16 protein-coding genes are annotated in these 19,373 nt (G+C 76.2%); 10 read left to right on the top strand and 6 right to left on the bottom strand.

Annotation, left to right across the window (positions count from 1 at the left end; translation table 11 throughout):
• Positions 1–6 precede the first annotated feature (6 nt).
• Positions 7–1,374, bottom strand: coding sequence for a lytic transglycosylase domain-containing protein (locus tag JIG38_RS12965; RefSeq protein ID WP_199424232.1), 1,368 nt, complete (start codon positions 1,372–1,374; stop codon positions 7–9).
• A 137-nt stretch (positions 1,375–1,511) separates the two neighbouring features.
• On the opposite strand from JIG38_RS12965, the gene JIG38_RS12960 reads away from it, so the two are divergent.
• Positions 1,512–1,898 carry an Rv2175c family DNA-binding protein gene (locus JIG38_RS12960; RefSeq protein ID WP_199424284.1) on the top strand — a complete coding sequence of 129 codons (387 nt, stop codon included), beginning with the start codon at positions 1,512–1,514 and terminating at the stop codon, positions 1,896–1,898.
• A gap of 33 nt (positions 1,899–1,931) precedes the next feature.
• Here JIG38_RS12960 and JIG38_RS12955 read toward each other — a convergent pair whose 3' ends face one another.
• Complete coding sequence (locus JIG38_RS12955) at positions 1,932–3,041, bottom strand: polyprenyl synthetase family protein (RefSeq protein ID WP_199424231.1); 1,110 nt, start codon at positions 3,039–3,041, stop codon at positions 1,932–1,934.
• Positions 3,042–3,060: 19 nt separating this feature from the next.
• Entirely contained in the window at positions 3,061–3,621 is a 561-nt protein-coding gene (locus JIG38_RS12950) for a hypothetical protein (protein WP_199424230.1), read from the bottom strand.
• Between the two features lie 231 nt (positions 3,622–3,852).
• Here JIG38_RS12950 and JIG38_RS12945 point away from each other — a divergent pair, with 231 nt between their 5' ends.
• From JIG38_RS12945 to JIG38_RS12930, 4 genes are all read left to right on the top strand, one after another.
• Positions 3,853–5,019, top strand: a complete 1,167-nt coding sequence (locus tag JIG38_RS12945) for a DUF4192 domain-containing protein (RefSeq protein ID WP_199424229.1) — start codon at positions 3,853–3,855, stop codon at positions 5,017–5,019.
• Between the two features lie 178 nt (positions 5,020–5,197).
• Positions 5,198–5,596 (top strand): universal stress protein, encoded by a 399-nt coding sequence (locus JIG38_RS12940; protein WP_199424228.1) that lies wholly within the window; start codon positions 5,198–5,200, stop codon positions 5,594–5,596.
• Positions 5,597–5,798: 202 nt separating this feature from the next.
• Positions 5,799–7,409, top strand: a complete 1,611-nt coding sequence (locus JIG38_RS12935; RefSeq protein ID WP_199424227.1) for an RNA polymerase sigma factor — start codon at positions 5,799–5,801, stop codon at positions 7,407–7,409.
• 1 nt (position 7,410) lies between these two features.
• Positions 7,411–7,599: a hypothetical protein gene (locus JIG38_RS12930; RefSeq protein WP_199424226.1), complete on the top strand. Its 189-nt coding sequence runs from the start codon at positions 7,411–7,413 to the stop codon at positions 7,597–7,599.
• A gap of 93 nt (positions 7,600–7,692) precedes the next feature.
• On the opposite strand, the gene JIG38_RS12925 is transcribed toward JIG38_RS12930, so the two are convergent.
• Positions 7,693–8,181: a DUF456 domain-containing protein gene (locus JIG38_RS12925; protein WP_199424225.1), complete on the bottom strand. Its 489-nt coding sequence runs from the start codon at positions 8,179–8,181 to the stop codon at positions 7,693–7,695.
• 115 nt (positions 8,182–8,296) lie between these two features.
• Positions 8,297–8,512, bottom strand: a complete 216-nt coding sequence (locus tag JIG38_RS12920; RefSeq protein ID WP_199424224.1) for a DUF7455 domain-containing protein — start codon at positions 8,510–8,512, stop codon at positions 8,297–8,299.
• A 243-nt stretch (positions 8,513–8,755) separates the two neighbouring features.
• On the opposite strand from JIG38_RS12920, the gene JIG38_RS12915 reads away from it, so the two are divergent.
• Both JIG38_RS12915 and JIG38_RS12910 read left to right on the top strand, forming a co-directional pair.
• Positions 8,756–10,885, top strand: a complete 2,130-nt coding sequence (locus JIG38_RS12915) for a DNA gyrase/topoisomerase IV subunit B (protein WP_199424223.1) — start codon at positions 8,756–8,758, stop codon at positions 10,883–10,885.
• Positions 10,886–10,972: 87 nt separating this feature from the next.
• On the top strand, positions 10,973–12,025 hold the full coding sequence (locus JIG38_RS12910) for a GNAT family N-acetyltransferase (RefSeq protein ID WP_307844900.1): 1,053 nt from the start codon (positions 10,973–10,975) through the stop codon (positions 12,023–12,025).
• A 47-nt stretch (positions 12,026–12,072) separates the two neighbouring features.
• Here the strand turns inward: JIG38_RS12910 and JIG38_RS12905 are convergent, their stop codons facing one another.
• Positions 12,073–14,523, bottom strand: a complete 2,451-nt coding sequence (locus JIG38_RS12905; RefSeq protein WP_199424222.1) for a DNA gyrase/topoisomerase IV subunit A — start codon at positions 14,521–14,523, stop codon at positions 12,073–12,075.
• 144 nt (positions 14,524–14,667) lie between these two features.
• Between JIG38_RS12905 and JIG38_RS12900 the strand changes: the two genes are divergently transcribed.
• From JIG38_RS12900 to JIG38_RS12890, 3 genes are all read left to right on the top strand, one after another.
• Positions 14,668–17,514 carry a GNAT family N-acetyltransferase gene (locus JIG38_RS12900; RefSeq protein ID WP_199424221.1) on the top strand — a complete coding sequence of 949 codons (2,847 nt, stop codon included), beginning with the start codon at positions 14,668–14,670 and terminating at the stop codon, positions 17,512–17,514.
• A 72-nt stretch (positions 17,515–17,586) separates the two neighbouring features.
• The gene (locus tag JIG38_RS12895; protein ID WP_199424220.1) at positions 17,587–18,174 is read left to right on the top strand and encodes a DUF5998 family protein; all 588 of its coding nucleotides are present in this window, start codon (positions 17,587–17,589) and stop codon (positions 18,172–18,174) included.
• Positions 18,171–19,367, top strand: a complete 1,197-nt coding sequence (locus JIG38_RS12890) for an alkaline phosphatase family protein (RefSeq protein ID WP_307844899.1) — start codon at positions 18,171–18,173, stop codon at positions 19,365–19,367. The genes JIG38_RS12895 and JIG38_RS12890 overlap by 4 nt, the downstream gene beginning before the upstream one ends.
• The last annotated feature ends 6 nt before the right edge of the window (positions 19,368–19,373 follow it).

Here is a 19,373-nt window from a genome sequence, read left to right as displayed (position 1 = left end):
AACCCGTCAGGCGTACCGGGCCATGTGCGTCTGGACGCTGGCGACGTAGCGGCGCGTGTCCGGGTACATGCCGTAGCGCGCGACGCCCGCGGCGCCCTGGTAGTAGCCCGCGATCGCCGTCGGCAGGTCCGGGCTCGTCGCGACGAGCTGGCGCAGGATCGCGACGCCGGCCGTGACGTTGTCGCGCGGGTCGAGGAGGTTGAGCGGGCGGCCGACGAGGTCCGAGGCCCACTGGCCGGAGCTCGGGATGACCTGCATGGTGCCGATCGCGTTGGCGGGGGAGACGGCCGACTGGTTGAAGCCCGACTCCTGGTACGCGACCGCCTGCGCGAGGGCCGGGTCGACGCCCATGGCCTGCGCCGTGGAGATGACGAGCTGCTGCATCTCGGCCTTGCTCGGCACGCCGATCGCGAGCAGCGTCGCCTTGTTCGCGTTGGCGGACGCGACGGTCGCCTCCGGGTAGGTGCGGCCCGCGAAGGTGTTGCCGACGAGCGCCGTCGTGGGCGTGGCCGCCGGCGCCGCTCCGGGCACGGAGAGCGTCTGGCCGATGCGGATGAGGGCGTTCGCGCCGAGGCCGTTGGCGCTGACGATGGCGGCGGTCGTGGTGCCGTAGCGGGTGGCGATGCCGGAGACGGTGTCGCCGCGCACGACGGTGTGGCTGCCGGCGGCGGGTGCGGCCGGGGCCGGGGCGGCGGCGGGTGCTGCGGTGGGTGCGCCACCGGTCGGGACGGTGAGGGTCTGGCCGATGCGGATGAGCGCGTTCGCGCCGAGGCCGTTGGCGCTGACGATGGCGGCGGTCGTGGTGCCGTAGCGGGTGGCGATGCCCGAGACGGTGTCGCCGCGCACGACGGTGTGGCTGCTGGCGGCGGGTGCGGCCGGGGCCGGGGCGGCGGGTGCGGCGGTGGCTGCGCCACCGGTCGGGACGGTGAGGGTCTGGCCGATGCGGATGAGCGCGTTCGCGCCCAGGCCGTTGGCGCTGACGATGGCGGCCGTCGTCGTGCCGTAGCGGGTCGCGATCCCCGAGACGGTGTCGCCGCGCACCACGGTGTGCGACGCGGACGTGGGCGCGGGAGCGGCCGCGGGGACGGGCGTCGCGGCGGCCGCGGTGGGGATGACGAGCCGCTGGCCGGCCGTGATGGACGCGCGCGCGTCGAGACCGTTCGCGCTGACGATCGCCGCGACCGAGGTCGAGGTCCGCTGCGCGATGTGGCTCACCGTGTCGCCCGGCGCGACGACGTAGTCGCCCGCGTGCGCCGGGGCCGCGGTCGCGGCGACGCCGACGACGGCGAGCGCGAGGCCGACACCGGTGCCGCTCGCGGCGCGGCGCCTCGTCGCTGGGGCGCGCAGGGCGGCGTTCGACGCGGCGTTCGGCATGGGGTGTCTCCGTCGGTTCGAGTCACGCGTGTGACTGGTGTTACTGGTGTGACTGAAGTGAAAGTACCGTGCGGCGGCGCGCCGACGGAAGCGGTAGCGGTGAGCCGGTCGGGTGACCGTAGGGTGACGGCGTGAGCATGGACACGCTGGTGGACGAGTGGCTGACCCTCCCGGACGTGGCCGAGCGCCTCGGGACCGACGTCGGGAAGGTGCGACGCCTGCTGCAGGAGGACAAGCTCGTGGGCGTCCGGCAGGGGGAGCGGCGCATCCTCAGCGTCCCCGCCCGGTTCCTCGCGCCGACGGCCGAGGGCGGCTGGGAGGTCGTGGCGTCGCTGCAGGGCACGCTCGTGCTCCTGCGCGACGCCGGCTTCTCGGAGGAGGAGACCATCGCCTGGCTCTTCACGCCCGACCCCTCGCTCGAGTCGCTCGGGACCGGCGCGACGCGTCCGTCGACGCCGATCGACGCGCTGCGCGCGGGGCACAAGACCGAGATCCGGCGTCGCGCGCAGGCGCTCGCGCTCTGACGTCGAGGCGCTGCCCGGCCCGCTGCGCGCGGGTCAGGCCTGGCGGTGGACCGCCGCCCGGCCGAGCTCGACGAGCATGCCTCGTCCCGGCTCGGCGAGCGGCGCGGCCGCCAGCGCGGACAGCGCCGGCTCGGACAGCTCGGCGATGAGCCCCTCGACGGCCTCGACCGCCCCGGACCGGTGGAGCACGTCCCGGAGCGCGGCGACGTCGTCGGACGTGAGGTCGCGGCGGCCCAGGTGCTCGCGCACCAGGGCGCGGTCCGCGGGGGAGGCCGCGCCCATGGCCCGCGCGACGAGCACGGTGCGCTTGCCCTCGCGGAGGTCGTCGCCGGCCGGCTTGCCCGTCGCCGCCGGCTCGCCGAAGACACCCAGGAGGTCGTCGCGCAGCTGGAAGGCCTCGCCGAGCGGCAGGCCGACCTGCCGGCACCGGTCGACGTGCTCGGCGTCGGCGTCGGCGAGCGCCGCGCCGAGCACGAGCGGGTGCTCGACGCTGTAGCGCGCGCTCTTGGCGCGGATGACCTCGCGCGCCCGGCGCTCGTCGTCGGCCGGGTCCTCGCCCCACGGCAGGGCCTGGGCGAGGACGTCGAGGTACTGGCCGACGGTCACCTCGGTGCGCATCGCGTCGAACACCGCCCGCACCGCGCCGCCCCGGGGCACCGGCAGGTCGGCGACCGCGGCGGTGAGCTCCCGGTCGCACGCGATGAGCGCGAGGTCGCCCAGGAGGATCGCCGCGGACTCGCCGAACCGCTCCGCGGGGCCGGACCACGCGCTGCTCCGGTGCAGCGCCTCGAACGTGCGGTGCGCGGCGGGTCGCCCGCGGCGCGTGTCCGAGCCGTCCATGACGTCGTCGTGGAAGAGCGCGGCCGACTGGAAGAGCTCGAGCGCGGCGCCCGTGCGCACGGCCGCGGTCCGACCTGCGGCGTCGGCCGGGTCGCCCCCGTGCGCGCGCCAGGACCAGTAGCAGAGCGCCGCCCGGAGCCGCTTGCCGCCCGTGAGGATCGCGGCGACCTGCTCGACGAGCGGCGCGGCGTCGCCCAGGGCGGACAGCTCGGCGCCGAGCACCTCGAGGTGCCGCGCGAGCGCGGCGTCGACCTCGGGCCGGACGTGCTCGACGGCGGCCTGGGCGCTCGGGGTCGGGTCCACGGCGCCACCCTACGGGCGGTCAGGCGGGCGTCCGCACCCGTCCGCCGACCGTGACCGTGCGCGCGCTGCCGTCGTCGACGACGCCGATGGAGACGAGCTCGTCGCCGCCCGACCGGACGAACGTCACCTCCGCGGCGAGGTCCGTGGTGGCGAGCGCGGACGGCGGCACCTCGGTGAACCCTGCCTCCGTGAGCGCGCCGCGGTAGAGCGCGACGACGTCCTGCACCGCGGCGGCGGTCCGCAGGTTGAGCGAGACCTCCTGCACCTCGGCGTCGCCGACCGGTACGGCGGAGGTCACGAGCACGACGGCGTCCGGCGGCACGGGCAGCAGGTCCGTGGGGAACCCGGCGACGAGGGCGCCGACCTCCGAGTGTTCGTCCGGCGCCGCCGTGACGAGGGGCTCGCCCTCGTCGGCCGGTGCGGGCTCGGGCGGCGCGGGCGTGGCCGTGGGTGCGGGAGCGGCGACGGTCGGGGTCTCCTGCGGCGCGTCCTGGCCGCACGCCGCGGTGCCCGTGACCAGCAGGAGCGCGGCGGTCGCCGCGGCGAGCGCGGCCCGCGCACGCGGGGTGCTCGGGGCCACGTCTCGGACGCTCGACGTGCCGGCGTGGGCCATGGACCCACGGTAGCCCGCGCCGGGCCGGTGGGCGCCCCGGGGGCACGGCCCGTCGCTGCACGGGGCACGCCCGCCCGCCCGGCGCCGTGCACGGTGCCGGTGCCGGTCCGCCGCGGCGCCTCGTCCACAGCCGCGCCTCGTCCACAGCCCGCGGGGTCCGTCCGGCGCGGGGCGGCGGGGACCGGCTGCGATGGGCGCATGCCGACGACGATCCGCACCTCCGAGCCCCGCGAGCTCCTCTCGCTCATCCCGTTCCAGCTGGGGTTCCAGCCGACCGAGAGCGCCGTCCTGCTCAGCCTGCGTGGCGAGCGGTCGCGCGTGGGTCTCGTGGCGCGGGTCGACCTCGCGGACGTCGCGGACCCCGAGCACGGCGGCCACGTGGCGCGCTCGGTCGTCCGGCACCTCGAGGAGGACGGCGCGACCCGCGCGGTCCTCGTGCTCTACCCCGGGCGCTCGCGGGCCGCGGCCGCGGGGCTCGTGCGCGACGTGCGGGCGGTCGTCGGGGACGCCGCGGCGCACCTCTTCGGCCAGGTCGACTGCTGGGTCGTCGGGCCCGGGGGCTACTACGCGCCGGACTGCGCCGACCCCGGCTGCTGCCCCGGCGAGGGCCGCCCGCTCGAGGAGCTCGCGTCGACCCGGGTCGGCGCGGAGATGGTGCTCTCGGGGGCCGCGGTGCTGCCGTCGAGGGACGACGTGGGTCGCATCCCCCCGGCGTCCGAGCCCGCCCGGCGCGCCGCGCGTCGCGCCGCGCAGCGGTGGTCGCGCCGGGTCGAGGGCGCCGTGGACCCCGGCGAGCTGCACGCCTGGCGCCGGGAGGGGCTCGCGCTGTGGCGGGCCGAGGTCGAGCATGCGGTCGCGGCGATGGACGCCGGCGTGCGTACGGGGACCGCGACGGGACGGGGGGCGGCGCGCGGCCGGCCCGCCCCGGGCCCCCTGGAGCCCGTCGTCGCCGGCAGGCTCCAGGCGTTCCTCGCCGACGTGCTGTGCCGCGACGCCGCCCTCCTCGGCTTCGTGCCGGGCTCGGCCCGCGCGGCCGACCGGCTCGTGGCCGGCGACTCGACCGGCGTGGCGGCGGTGCTCGCCGCGATCTTCGAGCCCCGGCCCGGGGTCGCGCCGGACCCGGTGCTCGCCGCGGCCTCCACGGTCCTGCTCGAGCAGGTCGTCGCGCACAGCGCGCGCCGCGGGCAGGGCCCGGCGCTCACGCTGCTCGGCGTGCTCGCGTGGTGGCAGGGCGACGGCGCCCGCGCCGCTGTGCTGGTCGACCGCGCCCTGAGGTCCGAGCCGGGCTACCGCCTCGCCCTCCTGGTCGACGAGGCGCTCGCCGCCGGCCTGCCGCCGGGCTGGATCCGTCGGTCGACGGCCTGAGGGGCCGTCCGCGGGGCGGAGGGGAGGACGAGGCGGGTGCCGGGTCGCCGGGGAGCGCCCTCGCGGTCGTCGCAGCGGGGCGTCCAGGGTGCCGCCGCGGTCCCGGGGGCGCGGGCGCGCCGATCCGGTACGGTCGGTGGCGAGCCGTGGGCCTCGTCACTCGTCCGAAGGAGCATCGATGAGCGTGGTGGTGGGCTACGTGGCCACCCCGGAGGGCGCCGCGGCGCTCGAGGCGGCGACCGAGGAGGCGCGGAGCCGGGGGGTGCACCTCGTCGTGATCCTCAGCGAGCGCGGCAACCGCTTCGGCAGCGACGCGCCCGACGTCGAGAGCGCCGCCGAGGAGGTCCGGACCCGGCTCGCGTCCAGCGGCGTCGAGCACGAGGTGCGTCTCACCGGCAAGGGCCGGGACGTCGCCGAGGAGATCATCGACGCCGCGCAGGAGTCGGGCGCCGAGCTCATCGTCATCGGCCTGCGGCGTCGAAGCCCGGTCGGCAAGCTGCTCCTCGGCTCCAACGCGCAGCGGATCCTGCTCGACGCGCCGTGCCCCGTCCTCGCGGTGAAGCCCTCGACGGCCTGACCCGTCGGGCGCGACGCCGCTGCTCAGGGCGCCGCGCGCGGGCCCGGGCGATCCCTCGCGCGAGCGGCCCGACGGTCGTCCCGGGGCGGCCCGGACGTCACCCGGACGGCTCGTCGGGCATGGATCGGGACCCTCCGGACGTTACAATGTCCGTCTACTCCCGGACCGTCTCTGCGAGCCTGGCGCTGCCGAAAGGTTCTTCGTGTCATCCCTCTCCTCTGTTCCCTCCCTCCCGCGCGAGTTCGAGCACCCTGCCCTGCAGGAGCTCGTGCGCGTCGGCCGCACCCACGGCACCGTGGCCGCGGCCGACCTCAGGGCTGCCTGCGAGGTCGCCGACGTGGCCCCGGCACGCCTCAAGCGGGTGCTGCGCGGCCTGGCCGACGCCGGCGTCGCCGTGAGCGACGCCGTCCCGGCGCGTCCCGCGGTCGCCGCGGCCGCCGCGCGCCGATCGACCACCACCACCGCGCTGGCCCCCGAGGCCGGCGCGGCGAAGCCCGCCGCCAAGGCGGCGGCCAAGCCCACCGCCAAGGCCACCGCGGCCAAGGGCGCGGCGAAGACGGGCCCGGCGAAGGCCGCCGTCGGCGCCGCAGCCGCGAAGAAGTCCGCCGCGGCCGCGTCGCGCCCCGACACGGACGACGTCGACGAGAGCGACGACGACCTCGAGGCCGAGCCGGCCGAGGACGAGGTCGTCGCCGAGGAGGTCGTGGTCGACGAGGTCGACGCGGAGGTCGAGACCGTCGAGGACGAGGTCGCCGCCGACGAGACGGAGACGGACCCCGAGGCCGAGACGAAGGCCCCCGCGCCTGCCGCCGCGGCCGCGGAGGAGGAGACCGAGGACGCCGGCTTCACGTACTCCGACGCCGACGACGACGACGCCCCGGCCCAGCAGGTCGTCACGGCCGGTGCCACGGCGGACCCGGTCAAGGACTACCTCAAGCAGATCGGCAAGGTCGCCCTCCTCAACGCCGAGCAGGAGGTCGAGCTCGCCAAGCGCATCGAGGCCGGCCTGTTCGCGGACGAGAAGCTCGCGGCGAACCCGAAGCTCGAGCCCAAGCTGCGGCGCGAGCTCGAGTGGATCGCGTCCGACGGCCGTCGGGCCAAGAACCACCTGCTCGAGGCCAACCTGCGCCTCGTCGTGTCGCTCGCCAAGCGGTACACGGGCCGCGGCATGCTCTTCCTGGACCTCATCCAGGAGGGCAACCTCGGTCTCATCCGCGCGGTCGAGAAGTTCGACTACACCAAGGGCTACAAGTTCTCGACCTACGCCACGTGGTGGATCCGCCAGGCGATCACGCGCGCCATGGCGGACCAGGCGCGGACCATCCGCATCCCGGTGCACATGGTCGAGGTCATCAACAAGCTCGCCCGGGTCCAGCGGCAGATGCTCCAGGACCTGGGCCGCGAGCCCACGCCCGAGGAGCTCGCCAAGGAGCTCGACATGACGCCCGAGAAGGTCGTCGAGGTCCAGAAGTACGGTCGCGAGCCCATCTCGCTGCACACGCCCCTCGGCGAGGACGGCGACAGCGAGTTCGGCGACCTCATCGAGGACTCCGAGGCGGTCGTGCCCGCGGACGCGGTGAGCTTCACGCTCCTGCAGGAGCAGCTGCACCAGGTGCTCGACACGCTCTCGGAGCGCGAGGCCGGCGTCGTCTCGATGCGGTTCGGGCTGACCGACGGTCAGCCGAAGACGCTCGACGAGATCGGCAAGGTCTACGGAGTCACGCGCGAGCGGATCCGGCAGATCGAGTCGAAGACCATGTCGAAGCTGCGCCACCCGAGCCGGTCGCAGGTGCTGCGCGACTACCTCGACTGAGGTGGTCCGCCGCTGGACCGGCAGGCTGCTGCTGGTCTGTGCCGTGGTGTGGGCGGTGACCGTCGCGGGCCTCGCGGTCCGGGACGGTCACGCCGACCCCGTGCTCGTGACGATCGCGGTCCTCGCGCTCGTCGGCGGGGTCGCGCTCGTCGTCACCGACGCCCGCCACGAGCGCAGTCGGAGCTCCTGAGGGACGTGCCGCCGCCCGAGGACACCGGCGTCCCTCGGGCACGGTGCGCCGCGGCGCCCCCGCGCGTCCCGGCCCGGTGGTGCGACCGCCCGCTCAGGCCCCCACGCCGACGAGCACCGCGACGAGCCACACCGCCGCGGCGGCGCAGGCGAGGCCGAGCTCGACGAGCATGCCGAGCGCCGTCGCCTTGAGGGCGAGCACGGCGGAGCGCCGCGCCTGGGCGACGTCGCGCAGGCGCAGGTACTCCATGCCGAAGAGCCCGAGCGGGAAGAAGATCAGCAGCCCCGCGACCGGGATGACGAAGAAGCCCACGATCCCGGCGAGGCCCGCGACGACGAGCGACCGGCGTGGGACGCCCGCCCCGGAGACCCGTCGGCCCGCCACGACGTAGGTCGCGGCCCAGCCGGCCGCGAGGAGCAGGCCCACGACGGCGAAGACCACCCACCCGGCGGCCTCCTCGGCGTCGATGGCCCACACGAGCACGGCGGCGGCGATGAGGAGCGAGCCGGGCAGGACGGGCACGACGATGCCCACGAGCCCGACGAGGATCGCGAGGCCGACGAGCGGGGTCACCAGGTCCACGGCCGGTCCTCCTGGGACGCGTCGGGCGTGGGGGGGCCGGTCGGCCGCGGCTGGCGTGGGTCCGACGTGGGGCCCGGCACGGACGAACCGTGCCGGGCCCCTCGTCGAGGTCGGGTCAGCGCAGGGCCGCGGCGCCGTGCTCCTCGCGCAGGCGGTCCGTCTCGTCCTGGACGTGGACGGCGACGTCGGCGAAGGCGGCGGCGTGCCGGCGCGCGTGGTGCGCGCAGAAGAGGAGCTCGCCGCTCGGCAGGACGACGCGCACGTATGCCTGAGCACCGCAGCGGTCGCAGCGGTCGGCTGCGGTCAACGGGGAGGTCTGTGTCGTGGTCACCGCTCCATAGAACCACCCGCCGGGGACACCAGCCCGCCGGACCGGGCCGAATTCGCTCACCGCGTAGTCCCTTCGTCCCTTGCCCCGCACGGCGCGACCTCACCGTGACCCGACCGTGACCGCATCGGTACGCGGTGACGGGCCCGGGCGGAGCAGCCGCCCGCGCCGCGGGCGCGCGCTCGTGGGGGCCGCGGGCGGCCGCGCCTCCCGGGCCGTGTCCGGGGGAGCGTCTACCCTCGTCGAGTGACCAGCACGGTGTCCGAGTCCAGCTATACCGCCCGCCACCTCTCCGTCCTCGAGGGGCTCGAGGCGGTGCGGAAGCGACCCGGCATGTACATCGGGACGACCGACTCGCGCGGCCTGATGCACTGCCTCTGGGAGATCATCGACAACTCGGTCGACGAGGCGCTGGGCGGGCACTGCGACCGGATCGACATCGTGCTCCACGCGGACGCGTCGGTCGAGGTGCGGGACAACGGGCGCGGCATCCCGGTCGACGTCGAGCCCAAGACGGGCCTCACGGGCGTCGAGGTGGTCTTCACCAAGCTGCACGCGGGCGGCAAGTTCGGCGGCGGCTCCTACGCCGCCTCGGGCGGCCTGCACGGCGTCGGCGCGAGCGTCGTCAACGCGCTCTCCTCGCGGCTCGACGTCGAGGTGGACCGCGGGGGGAAGACCCACCGCATGACCTTCCACCGCGGCGAGCCCGGCGTGTTCTCCGACCCCGCGGGCCGTGTCGACCCGGACGCGCCGTTCACCCCCTTCGTCGACGCGTCCGAGCTCGCGGTCGTGGGCAAGGTCGCGCGCGGCCGCACGGGGACGCGCGTGCGCTACTGGGCCGACCGCCAGGTCTTCCCGCGCACCGCGGTCTTCTCGTACGACGAGCTCGTCTCGCGCGTCCGGCAGACGACCTTCCTCGTCCCGGGCCTGACGGTCACGGTGCGCGACGAGCGCGGCCTGCCGGGCACGCCCGGGGCCGACGGCCCGCACGAGGAGACCTTCGTGCACCACGGCGGCACCGTCGACTTCGTCGAGTTCCTCGCGCCGGACACCCCGGTGACGGACACGTGGCGCCTCACGGGCTCGGGCACGTTCACCGAGACGGTGCCGGTGCTCGACGGCCGCGGCCACCTCACCTCGCAGGAGGTCACGCGCGAGTGCGAGGTCGACGTCGCCCTGCGCTGGGGCACGGGCTACGAGACCGAGATGCGCACGTTCGTCAACATCATCTCGACGCCCAAGGGCGGCACGCACCTCGCCGGGCTCGAGCAGGCGCTCGTCAAGACGGTGCGCAAGCAGGTCGAGCTCAACGCCCGCCGGCTCAAGGTCTCGACGAAGGACACGTCCGAGCGGATCGAGAAGGACGACATCCTCGCGGGGCTGACGGCGGTGCTCACGGTCCGGCTCGCGGAGCCGCAGTTCGAGGGCCAGACGAAGGAGGTCCTCGGCACGGGTCCCGTGCGCGGCATCGTCGCGAAGGTCGTCGAGACCGAGCTCACCGCGCTGCTCACGTCCCCCAAGCGCGACCTCAAGACGCAGGCCTCGCTCGTCCTGGACAAGATCGTCGCGGAGATGCGCGCGCGGCTCTCGGCGCGCAAGCAGAAGGAGATCTCGCGGCGCAAGAACGCGCTCGAGACCTCGGCGCTCCCGTCCAAGCTCGCCGACTGCCGCAGCGACGACGTCGGCCGCAGCGAGCTCTTCATCGTCGAGGGCGACAGCGCGCTCGGCACGGCCAAGCTCGCGCGCAGCTCGGACTTCCAGGCGCTCCTGCCGATCCGCGGCAAGATCCTCAACGTCCAGAAGGCGTCCATCTCGGACATGCTCAAGAACGCCGAGTGCGCCGCGATCATCCAGGTGATCGGCGCCGGCTCGGGCCGCAGCTTCGACCTCGACGCCGCGCGCTACGGGAAGATCGTGCTCATGACGGACGCCGACGTCGACGGCGCCCACATCCGCACGCTGCTGCTCACGCTCTTCTTCCGGTACATGCGTCCGCTCGTCGACGCCGGCCGCGTCTACGCGGCCGTGCCGCCCCTGCACCGGGTCGAGGTCATCGGGGGAGGCTCGCGCAAGAACGAGTACGTCTACACGTACTCGGAGGCCGAGCTCGCGGCGACGCTCAAGAAGCTCGAGCGCTCGGGCCGCCGGTACAAGGAGGACATCCAGCGGTACAAGGGCCTGGGGGAGATGGACGCCGACCAGCTGGCCGAGACGACCATGGACCCGCGGCACCGGACGCTGCGCCGGGTCACCGCGCAGGACGCCGCCGGCGCCGAGGCCGTGTTCGAGCTGCTCATGGGCTCGGACGTCGGCCCGCGCCGCGACTTCATCGTCGCCGGCGCCGCCGGGCTGGACCGTGCCCGCATCGACGCGTGACGCCGGGTGCCTGCGCGGGCCGGCGCGCCGTCCGGTCGGGGTGACGGCGGACCGGACGACGGCGCCCATCGCCTAGGGTCTGTCCTCGTGAGCACGCTCGAACCGATCTCCGTCCGCGCCGACGCGCCCGCGGTGCTGGAGCTGCCGCCCGCGCACCTCGAGCTGACGTGGCGACCGCTCCAGGAGACCGACGCGGACGCGCTGTTCGCGCTGGTCCAGGCGGTCGAGGAGGCCGACGCCCCGGCCCAGCGCGAGTCGCACGACGAGGTCGTCGAGCTCTTCGAGGGCGCATGGAAGGACCTGCACCGCGACAGCCTCGGCGGCTTCGACGCGTCGGGCGCCCTGCGCGCCTACGGCCTGGTCGAGGTCCGTCCGGGTGACGCCCGGACGGTCCGGGCGTTCCTGCGCGGGGGAGTGCACCCGCAGTGGCGCGGCCGCGGGCTCGGCCGGGCGGTCTCCGCGTGGCTCGAGGGTCGCGGCCGGCAGAAGCTCGTCGAGACGGGCAAGGAGCTGCCCGCGCGCCTCGCGGTCTTCGTCGACGAGGCCGCGCGCGATCAGCGGCGGCTGTGGGCCGCCGCGGGCTTCAGCCCGGTGCGCTGGTACACCGGCATGCGCCGCGACCTCGCGGCACCGCTCCCGGACGCGCCCGTCCCGGACGGCGTGCGCATCGTGCCGTGGTCGGCCGAGCTCGACGACGCCGTGCGGCGGGCGCACAACGAGGCCTTCGCCGACCACTGGGGCTCCGAGCCCCAGACGCCGGAGACGTGGCGCCACGACGCGCACTTCCGTCCGGCGTGGAGCTTCGTCGCGCTCGCCGAGGGCGGGCAGCCGGGCGACGACCACGCGCCGGACGCACCGGTCGTCGCGGGCTACCTCCTCTCGGGCGCCTACGAGCAGGACTGGGAGCCGCTCGGCTACACGTGCGGCTCCACCGAGCTGCTCGGCGTGCGGCGCCCCTGGCGCGGCACAGGGCTCGGCTCGGCGCTCCTGCGCCACGCGATGGAGGCCTACCGGGCCGACGACATGCAGTACGCGACCCTCGGCGTCGACACGGCGAACCCCACGGGCGCGCACGGTCTGTACGTCCGGCTGGGGTACGAGCCGACCCAGGGCCAGGTCCTCTACAGCGTCGAGCTCTGAGGGCGGACCCGCAGGCAGCGTGAGCGTGAGGGCCGACGGGCCGCCGCTCAGCCCAGCGCGTGCACCGGGGCGGCGAGCGCGACGCCCGAGCCGTCGCGACGCGGGTCGGGCGCAGGGAGGTCGAGCGCCTGGCCCGCCGAGCCCGTCGCCCGCACCGGCGCCGCGCCGACCCACGCGAGGAGGAGGGTGTCCTCGCCGCGCAGGAACCGCTGCGCCCGCACGCCGCCGGTCGCCCGGCCCTTGCCCGGGTAGAGCTCGAACGGCGTGACCTTGGCCGAGCCCGGCTGGGTGCCCGGCAGCGCGCCGGAGGTCCCCGCGACGGTCACGACGACGGCCTCGGGCGTCCCGGCCGGCACGGCGCCGAAGAACACCGCGCGCTCGCCGGGCGCGAGCTTGACGCCCGCCATGCCGCCGGCGGGCCGGCCCTGGGGCCGGACGGTCGCGGCGCCGAAGTGCAGCAGCTGGGCGTCGCTCGTGACGAACACCAGCTCGTCGTCGTCGCCGACCGTGGTGGCACCCACGACCTCGTCGCCGTCGCGCAGCCCGATGACGTCCCACGCGTCGCGGGCCGGCGCCTGCTCGCTCACGACGCGCTTGACGACGCCCGCCGCCGTGCCGACGGCCAGCGTGGGCGCGTCGGCGCCCAGGCCGACCAGCGCGAGCACGCGCTCGCCCGCCGCGAGCTCGAGGACCTCGCTCACGGGCACGCCGCCCGAGAGCGACGGCGGCCCGTCGGTGGGCGGCATGCCCGGCAGGTCGAGGACGGGCAGTCGCAGCACGCGGCCGCGGGTCGTCACGGCGCCGATCTCACCCCGCGTCGAGGTGAGGACGGTCGACGCGAGCACGTCGTGCGCGGAGCGGCGGCCGCCGCGCACGGGCGCGGCGTCGTCGGCGGTGCGCGCGAGCAGGCCCGTCCCGGAGAGCAGGGCCCAGCACGGCGTGTCGGCGATCTCGAGCGGGGCCTGGCGCGCCGCGGGCGCCCCCACCACGCCCGTGCCGCCCGCGTGCTCGAGCAGGATCGTGCGCCGGGGCGTGCCGAACGTGCGGGCGACCTCCGCCATCTCGTCGCTCACGACCGTCCGCAGCCGCGCGTCGTCGCCGAGGACGGCCTCGAGCTCGGCGATCTCGCGCCGCAGCTCCTCGGCCTCCTTCTCGAGCTCGATCCGGGAGAACTTCGTGAGGCGGCGCAGGCGCAGCTCGAGGATGTACTCGGCCTGCGGGTTCGACAGGTCGAAGACGCTCATGAGCCGCTCCCGCGCGACCTCGGCCGTGTCCGACGCGCGGATCACCTGGATGACCTCGTCGATGTCGAGGATCGCGACGAGCAGGCCCTCGACGAGGTGCAGCCGCTCGCGGCGCTTCGCGAGCCGGTGCTCGGAGCGCCGGCGCACGACCGTGATCCGGTGGCTCACCCAGACCTCGAGCATGTCCCGCAGGCCGAGCGTGCGCGGCTGGCCGTCGACGAGCGCGACGTTGTTGATCCCGAAGGAGTCCTCCATCGGCGTGTACCGGTAGAGGTGCTCGAGCACGACCTCGGGGTCGAACCCGCTCTTGACCTCGATGAGCAGGCGCAGCCCGTGCTGACGGTCGGTGAGGTCCGTGACGGCGGTGATGCCCTGGAGCTTCTTCGCCTGCACGCCCTCCTTGATCTTCTCGATCACCTTCTCCGGGCCGACGAGGTAGGGCAGCTCGGTCACGACGATGCCCTTGCGGCGCGGCGTGACGTTCTCGACCTTCGCCGTCGCGCGCGTGCGGAAGCTGCCGCGGCCCGTGCGGTACGCGTCGCGCACGCCCTCGAGGCCGACGATCTTGCCGCCGCCCGGCAGGTCGGGCCCGGGCACGAAGCGCATGAGGTCCTCGAGCGACGCGTGCGGGTGCGCGACGAGGTGCCGCGCGGCCGCCACGACCTCGACGAGGTTGTGCGGGGCCATGTTGGTCGCCATGCCCACGGCGATGCCCGACGTGCCGTTGACGAGCAGGTTGGGGATCGCGGCGGGCAGGACCTCGGGCTGGGTCAGCTTGTTGTCGTAGTTCGGCACGAAGTCGACGACGTCCTCGTCGAGGTCCGCGACCATCGCCATCGCCGCGGCCGCGAGGCGAGCCTCGGTGTACCGCGGCGCCGCCGGCCCGTCGTCGAGCGAGCCGAAGTTGCCGTGCCCGTCGACGAGCGGCAGCCGCAGGGAGAACGGCTGGGCGAGGCGCACCAGGGCGTCGTAGATGGGGCTGTCGCCATGGGGGTGCAGCTTGCCCATGACCTCGCCGACGACGCGTGCGCTCTTGACGTACGCGCGGTCGGGCCGCAGGCCCATGTCGGCCATCTGGAAGAGGATGCGGCGCTGGACCGGCTTGAGGCCGTCCCGCGCGTCCGGCAGGGCGCGCGCGTAGATGACCGAGTAGGCGTACTCGAGGAACGAGCCCTCCATCTCGGCCGCGACGTCGATGTCGACGATCGTCTCCTCGACGGGTCCGCTCGGGGCGTCCGGGGTGCGGCGGGCCATCGGCGAGGCTCCTCGTCAGGTCGGTCGTGCTGGGGCGTGCGGGTGGTGCGGGCCGGCGGCCCGACGGGGCCGCACGCGTCCCCATTGTCGCTGCTGGCCGGGGGACACCCGTCCACCGACGCGCCCGGCGGCTAGCCTGGACCGGTGAGCGACGCGGCGGCCCCCACACCGCAGCCGGCGTCCCCGCCTGCCGAGCCGGCCGGCTACCCCCGCCACTGGGAGGCCGACGTCGTGCTCCGCGACGGGGGCACGGCGCGCGTGCGGCCGATCCTCCCGGGCGACGCCGACCGCCTCCAGGCGTTCCACGTGCGCCAGTCCGAGCGCTCGACCTACTTCCGCTTCTTCGCGCCGCTCGAGCGGCTGCCTGAGCGGGACCTCTCGCGCTTCACGCAGGTCGACCACCACGACCGCGTCGCGCTCGTCGCGGTCGCCGACGAGGACGCGGGCGAGCGCATCATCGCCGTGGCCCGGTACGACCGGACGGGCCCGGGCGAGGCCGAGGTCGCCTTCAACGTCGCCGACGACCACCACGGCCGCGGGCTCGGCTCGGTGCTCCTCGAGCACATCGCCGCCGCGGCGCGCGAGCGCGGCATCCGCCGGTTCACGGCCGAGGTGCTGCCGCAGAACGGCGCGATGCTCGCGGTGTTCCGCGTCGCCGGCTACGCCGTGAGCCAGCACCTCGACGACGGCATCGTCACCGTGTCGGTCGACCTCGACCCGACCGAGCGGTCCCTCGCCGTCATGGCGGACCGCGAGCACCGCGCCGAGGCGCGCAGCGTCCGGACGCTGCTCACGCCCCGGTCGGTGCTGGTGGTGACCGACGGCGGCGCGGAGACCCGCCCCCAGGCGCTCGCGGTCGTCGACCACCTCCTCGGGGCGGGCGCGCCGTCCGACGCCCCCGCCGTGGCGCGCCCCGCGGTGCACGCCGTGGGCCTGGGCGACGCGGCGGAGGTCGCGCAGGACGTGCCCGGCGCGCCCGCGGTGCAGCACTGGCCCGACGTCGCCGCGGTGCCCGGCCCGGTCGACCTGCTCGTCCTCGCCGTCGCGGCCGAGGCCGCCGCGGGCGTCGTCCGCCGGTGCGCGCGGCTCGGCGCCCACGCCGTCGTCGTCCTGTCGCGCGGGTTCGCCGAGACCGGGCCGGACGGCCTCGCGCACCAGCGGGACCTGGTCCACACGGCGCACGGGATCGGCATGCGCGTGCTCGGTCCGGCGTCCTTCGGGTTCTTCCGGCACGGCGTCGCCGCCGACGAGCCGACGGTCAACGCGTCGCTCACCCCGGTCGTGCCGCAGCCGGGCCGCCTCGCGCTGTTCTGCCAGTCCGCGCCGCTCGCGGTCGGCATGCTCGCCTCGGCCCGGCGCCGCGGCCTCGGCCTGTCGACGTTCGTGTCGTCGGGCAACCGCGCGGACGTCTCGGGCAACGACCTCATGCAGTTCTGGACGGAGGACGAGGCGACGTCCGTCGTCGGCCTCTACCTCGAGTCGATCGGCAACCCGCGCAAGTTCACGCGCGTCGCCCGGCGCCTGGCCGCCGCGAAGCCCGTCGTCGTGCTCACCGCGGGCCGGTCGGGTCACGTCGTGCCCGCGGGGCACGCGGTCCGCTCGACGCGGGTGCCCCGCAGGGCGCTCGACGAGATCCTGCGGCAGGCCGGCGTCGTGCGGGTCGACAGCCAGCACCAGCTGCTCGACGTGGCCCAGCTCCTCGTGCACCAGCCCGTGCCCGCGGGCCGACGGGTGGCCGTGCTCACGGGCTCGGAGTCGCTCGCGGCGCTCGTCGCCGAGGCGGCGGCGTCCGCGGGGCTCACCGTGGTCGACCGGCGGGCGATCCTCGCGGCGGGGGAGTCCGACGAGGAGATGGCGCGCCTCGACGCGACCCTGGCCGCCGTCTACGCCGACCAGGGCGTCGACGCCGTGGTCGTCGCGCACGTGCCCACGCTCGGTGCCCCGGACCCGCGGATCGCCGCGGCCGTCGCACGCGCGGCCGCGGGGTCCGGCCGGACCACGGTCGCGTGCGTGCTCGGCCTGAGCGGCGTGACGGCCGAGCTCACGGCGCCCGACGCCGACGGCGAGCCCCGGACCGTCCCGGCGTACGCGGCACCCGAGGACGGCGTCGTCGCGCTCGCCGCGGCGGCCCGGCACGCCGCCTGGCGTGGCCGCGACCACGGCCAGCCGCTCGACCCGCCCGGCATCGACCGCGCGGCCGCGCGACGGCTCGTGCTGGCGGCGCTCGAGGCGTCCCCGCAGGGGGGAGCGCAGCCCGACGGCGACGACGGCGGCGCGGACGGCGCGGCCGGCACGGGCCCCGAGGGTGGCGTGCCGCTCGACCAGGCCGCCGCACGCGAGCTGCTCGCCTGCTACGGGATCCCGGTGTGGCCCACGCGCCGCGTCCACGACGAGGACGAGGCCGTCGCCGCCGCCGAGGAGCTCGGCTGGCCCGTCGCGCTCAAGAGCACCGTCGCGCAGCTGCGGCACCGGATCGACCTCGGCGGCGTGCGGCTCGACGTCGCGGGACCGGTCGCGCTGCGCGAGGCCCTCGCCCAGATGAAGGCCCACCTCGGGCCGTCGGCCGCGGGGCAGCCGTTCGAGGTGCAGGCGATGGCGCGCAACGGCGCGGCGTGCGTGGTCCGCACCGCCGAGGACCCGCGGTTCGGGCCGGTCATCTCGTTCGGCCTCGCGGGCGACGCGGTGGACCTGCTGGGCGACGTCGCGCACGCGGTCGCACCCCTGACCGACGTCGACGTCGCCGACATGGTGCGCAGCGTGCGCACCTCGGCGCGCCTCTTCGGCTACCGCGGCCTGCCCGCGCTCGACGTCGCCGCGCTCGAGGACGTGCTCGGACGCGTCTCGGTGCTCGCGGACGACCTGCCCGAGGTCCGCTCGCTCGAGCTCCACCCCGTCGTCGTCGCCGAGCAGGGCGTCGCGGTGCTCGCGGCGCGCGTGGAGCTGGGCGCGGCGGGGCGTGCGGACGGCGCGCGCCGCGCGCTCCCGCAGTAGCGCCCGGCGGGGGCCGCCGGACCGGCCTGGGGATCAGACGGGTCCGGTCGTGATCGGTGGGAGGATGTGCAGATGCCCGGAACCACGACCGACCTGCGCCGCAGCCTGCACCACGCGGGCTACTACCCCGAGCTCGTGGGGGACGTCCTCGACGTCGCCCTGGCGGGCGAGGAGGTGCTCGGCCACCTCGTGCACCCCGAGACGACGTTCGACTCCGCCGAGGTGCGCCGCCACGTGACGGTGCTCGTCCTCACGCCCACGCGCCTGGTCCTCGCGCACGTCGACGACCACCCCGCCGACGCCGAGCACCCCTCGGCGAGCGCGTCCGCGACGACCGAGTCCGTCCCCCTCGCGCACCTGCACACGGTGTCCCTCACGCACGTGGTGCCCGTCCCCGAGCGGCACACCCCGGGCGCCGTGCCCGCCGAGCTCACGCTCGCGCTGGGCTGGGGCGCGGTCCGGCGGATCGACCTCGAGCCCGCGACCTGCGGCGACCCCAGCTGCGACGCCGACCACGGCCTCACGGGCACCAGCTCGCCCGACGACGTCGTCGTGCGCGTGTCCGCGCAGGCCGAGGGCGCCGAGGCCGTGCGGGCGGCGGTCGCGTTCGCGCGCGCGCTCTCGGCGGCCAGCGCCCAGGCCGGCGCGCCTCGCCCGTGACCGCGGACGCCCTGAGCCCGGTCACCGACGCCTTCGCGCGGGCCGGGTTCGTCCGGCCGGACTACGGCGGCCGCTGCCTCGACGCGGTGCTGCCCGGCGCGGCCGCGGCGGTCTGCGCGGCGCTCGGCCTCGACCCCGCGCCGCTGCCCGCGGGCGCGGAGGCGGCCCGGGCGCGGCTCGCGCTGCCGGCGGCCTCGCGCGTGTGCGTCGTGCTCGTCGACGGGCTGGGCCAGGAGATGCTCACCGAGCGGGCCGGGCACGCGCCCTTCCTGCGCGGCCGGGCCGCCGCGACCACGACGCTCACCGTCGGCTACCCCTCGACGACGGCCGCGTCGATGGGCGTCTTCGGCACCGGCCGCGGCCCCGGCCGCACGGGGCTCGTGGGCTACACCGCGCGCAACCCCGAGCACGGGGGCCTCGCGAACCTCGTCTCGTGGGACGGCGCGGGCGACGCGTCCCTCTGGCAGCGGGAGCCGACGGTCTTCGCGGGACTGACCGCGGCGGGCGCCGCCGTCACGTCGGTCGGACCGGCCTCGTTCGCGGGGTCCGGGCTCACCGAGGCCGCGCTGCGCGGCGCGTCCTACGTCCGGGCCGAGTCCCTCGCCGACCGGGTCGACGCCGCGCTCTACGAGCTCTCCGCACCCGGCCTCGTCTACCTCTACTGGGGCGACGTCGACAAGGCGGGGCACCAGCACGGCTGGCGGTCCTCGGCCTGGGGCGACGCCCTCGGCGAGGCCGACCGCGAGCTGGGCCGGCTCGCGCGCGGCCTGCCCGCGGGCACGCTCCTCCTCGTCACGGCGGACCACGGCATGGTCGACGTCGACCACGCCCGGCTCGTCGACGTCGCGACCACGCCCGCGCTCGCACGCGACGTCGTGCTCGTCGCCGGGGAGCCTCGCGCGTGCCACGTCCACGTGCGTCCGGGCACCGCGGACGCGGTCGCGGAGCGCTGGCGCGCGACCCTCGGCGACGAGGCGCTCGTCGCGCTGCGCGACGAGGCCGTCGACGCCGGGTGGTTCGGGCCGGTCGCCGACCACGTGCTGCCCCTGCTGGGCGACCTCGTCGTGGCGGCGCGGGACCGGGCGGGCGTCGTCGACTCGCGCACCCAGACGCCCCACTCGCTCACGCTGCGCGGGATGCACGGCTCGTTCACCCCCGGGGAGATGCTCGTCCCCCTGCTCGTGACCGGATGACGGAGG

The sequence above is a fragment of the Actinotalea solisilvae genome, assembly GCF_016464425.1.
GTDB classification, from domain to species: domain Bacteria; phylum Actinomycetota; class Actinomycetes; order Actinomycetales; family Cellulomonadaceae; genus Actinotalea; species Actinotalea solisilvae.
This window is presented reverse-complemented; position numbering and strand designations above follow the sequence as displayed.

Bases quoted from the DNA above. Each gene is read 5' to 3' on its own strand.
- JIG38_RS12940 (WP_199424228.1), top strand. From the start codon at position 5,198: ATGAGCGTGGTGGTGGGCTACGTGGCCACCCCGGAGGGCGCCGCGGCG.
- JIG38_RS12945 (WP_199424229.1), top strand. From the start codon at position 3,853: ATGCCGACGACGATCCGCACCTCCGAGCCCCGCGAGCTCCTCTCGCTC.
- JIG38_RS12965 (WP_199424232.1), bottom strand. From the start codon at position 1,374: ATGCCGAACGCCGCGTCGAACGCCGCCCTGCGCGCCCCAGCGACGAGG.
- JIG38_RS12960 (WP_199424284.1), top strand. From the start codon at position 1,512: ATGGACACGCTGGTGGACGAGTGGCTGACCCTCCCGGACGTGGCCGAG.
- JIG38_RS12905 (WP_199424222.1), bottom strand. From the start codon at position 14,523: ATGGCCCGCCGCACCCCGGACGCCCCGAGCGGACCCGTCGAGGAGACG.
- JIG38_RS12895 (WP_199424220.1), top strand. From the start codon at position 17,587: ATGCCCGGAACCACGACCGACCTGCGCCGCAGCCTGCACCACGCGGGC.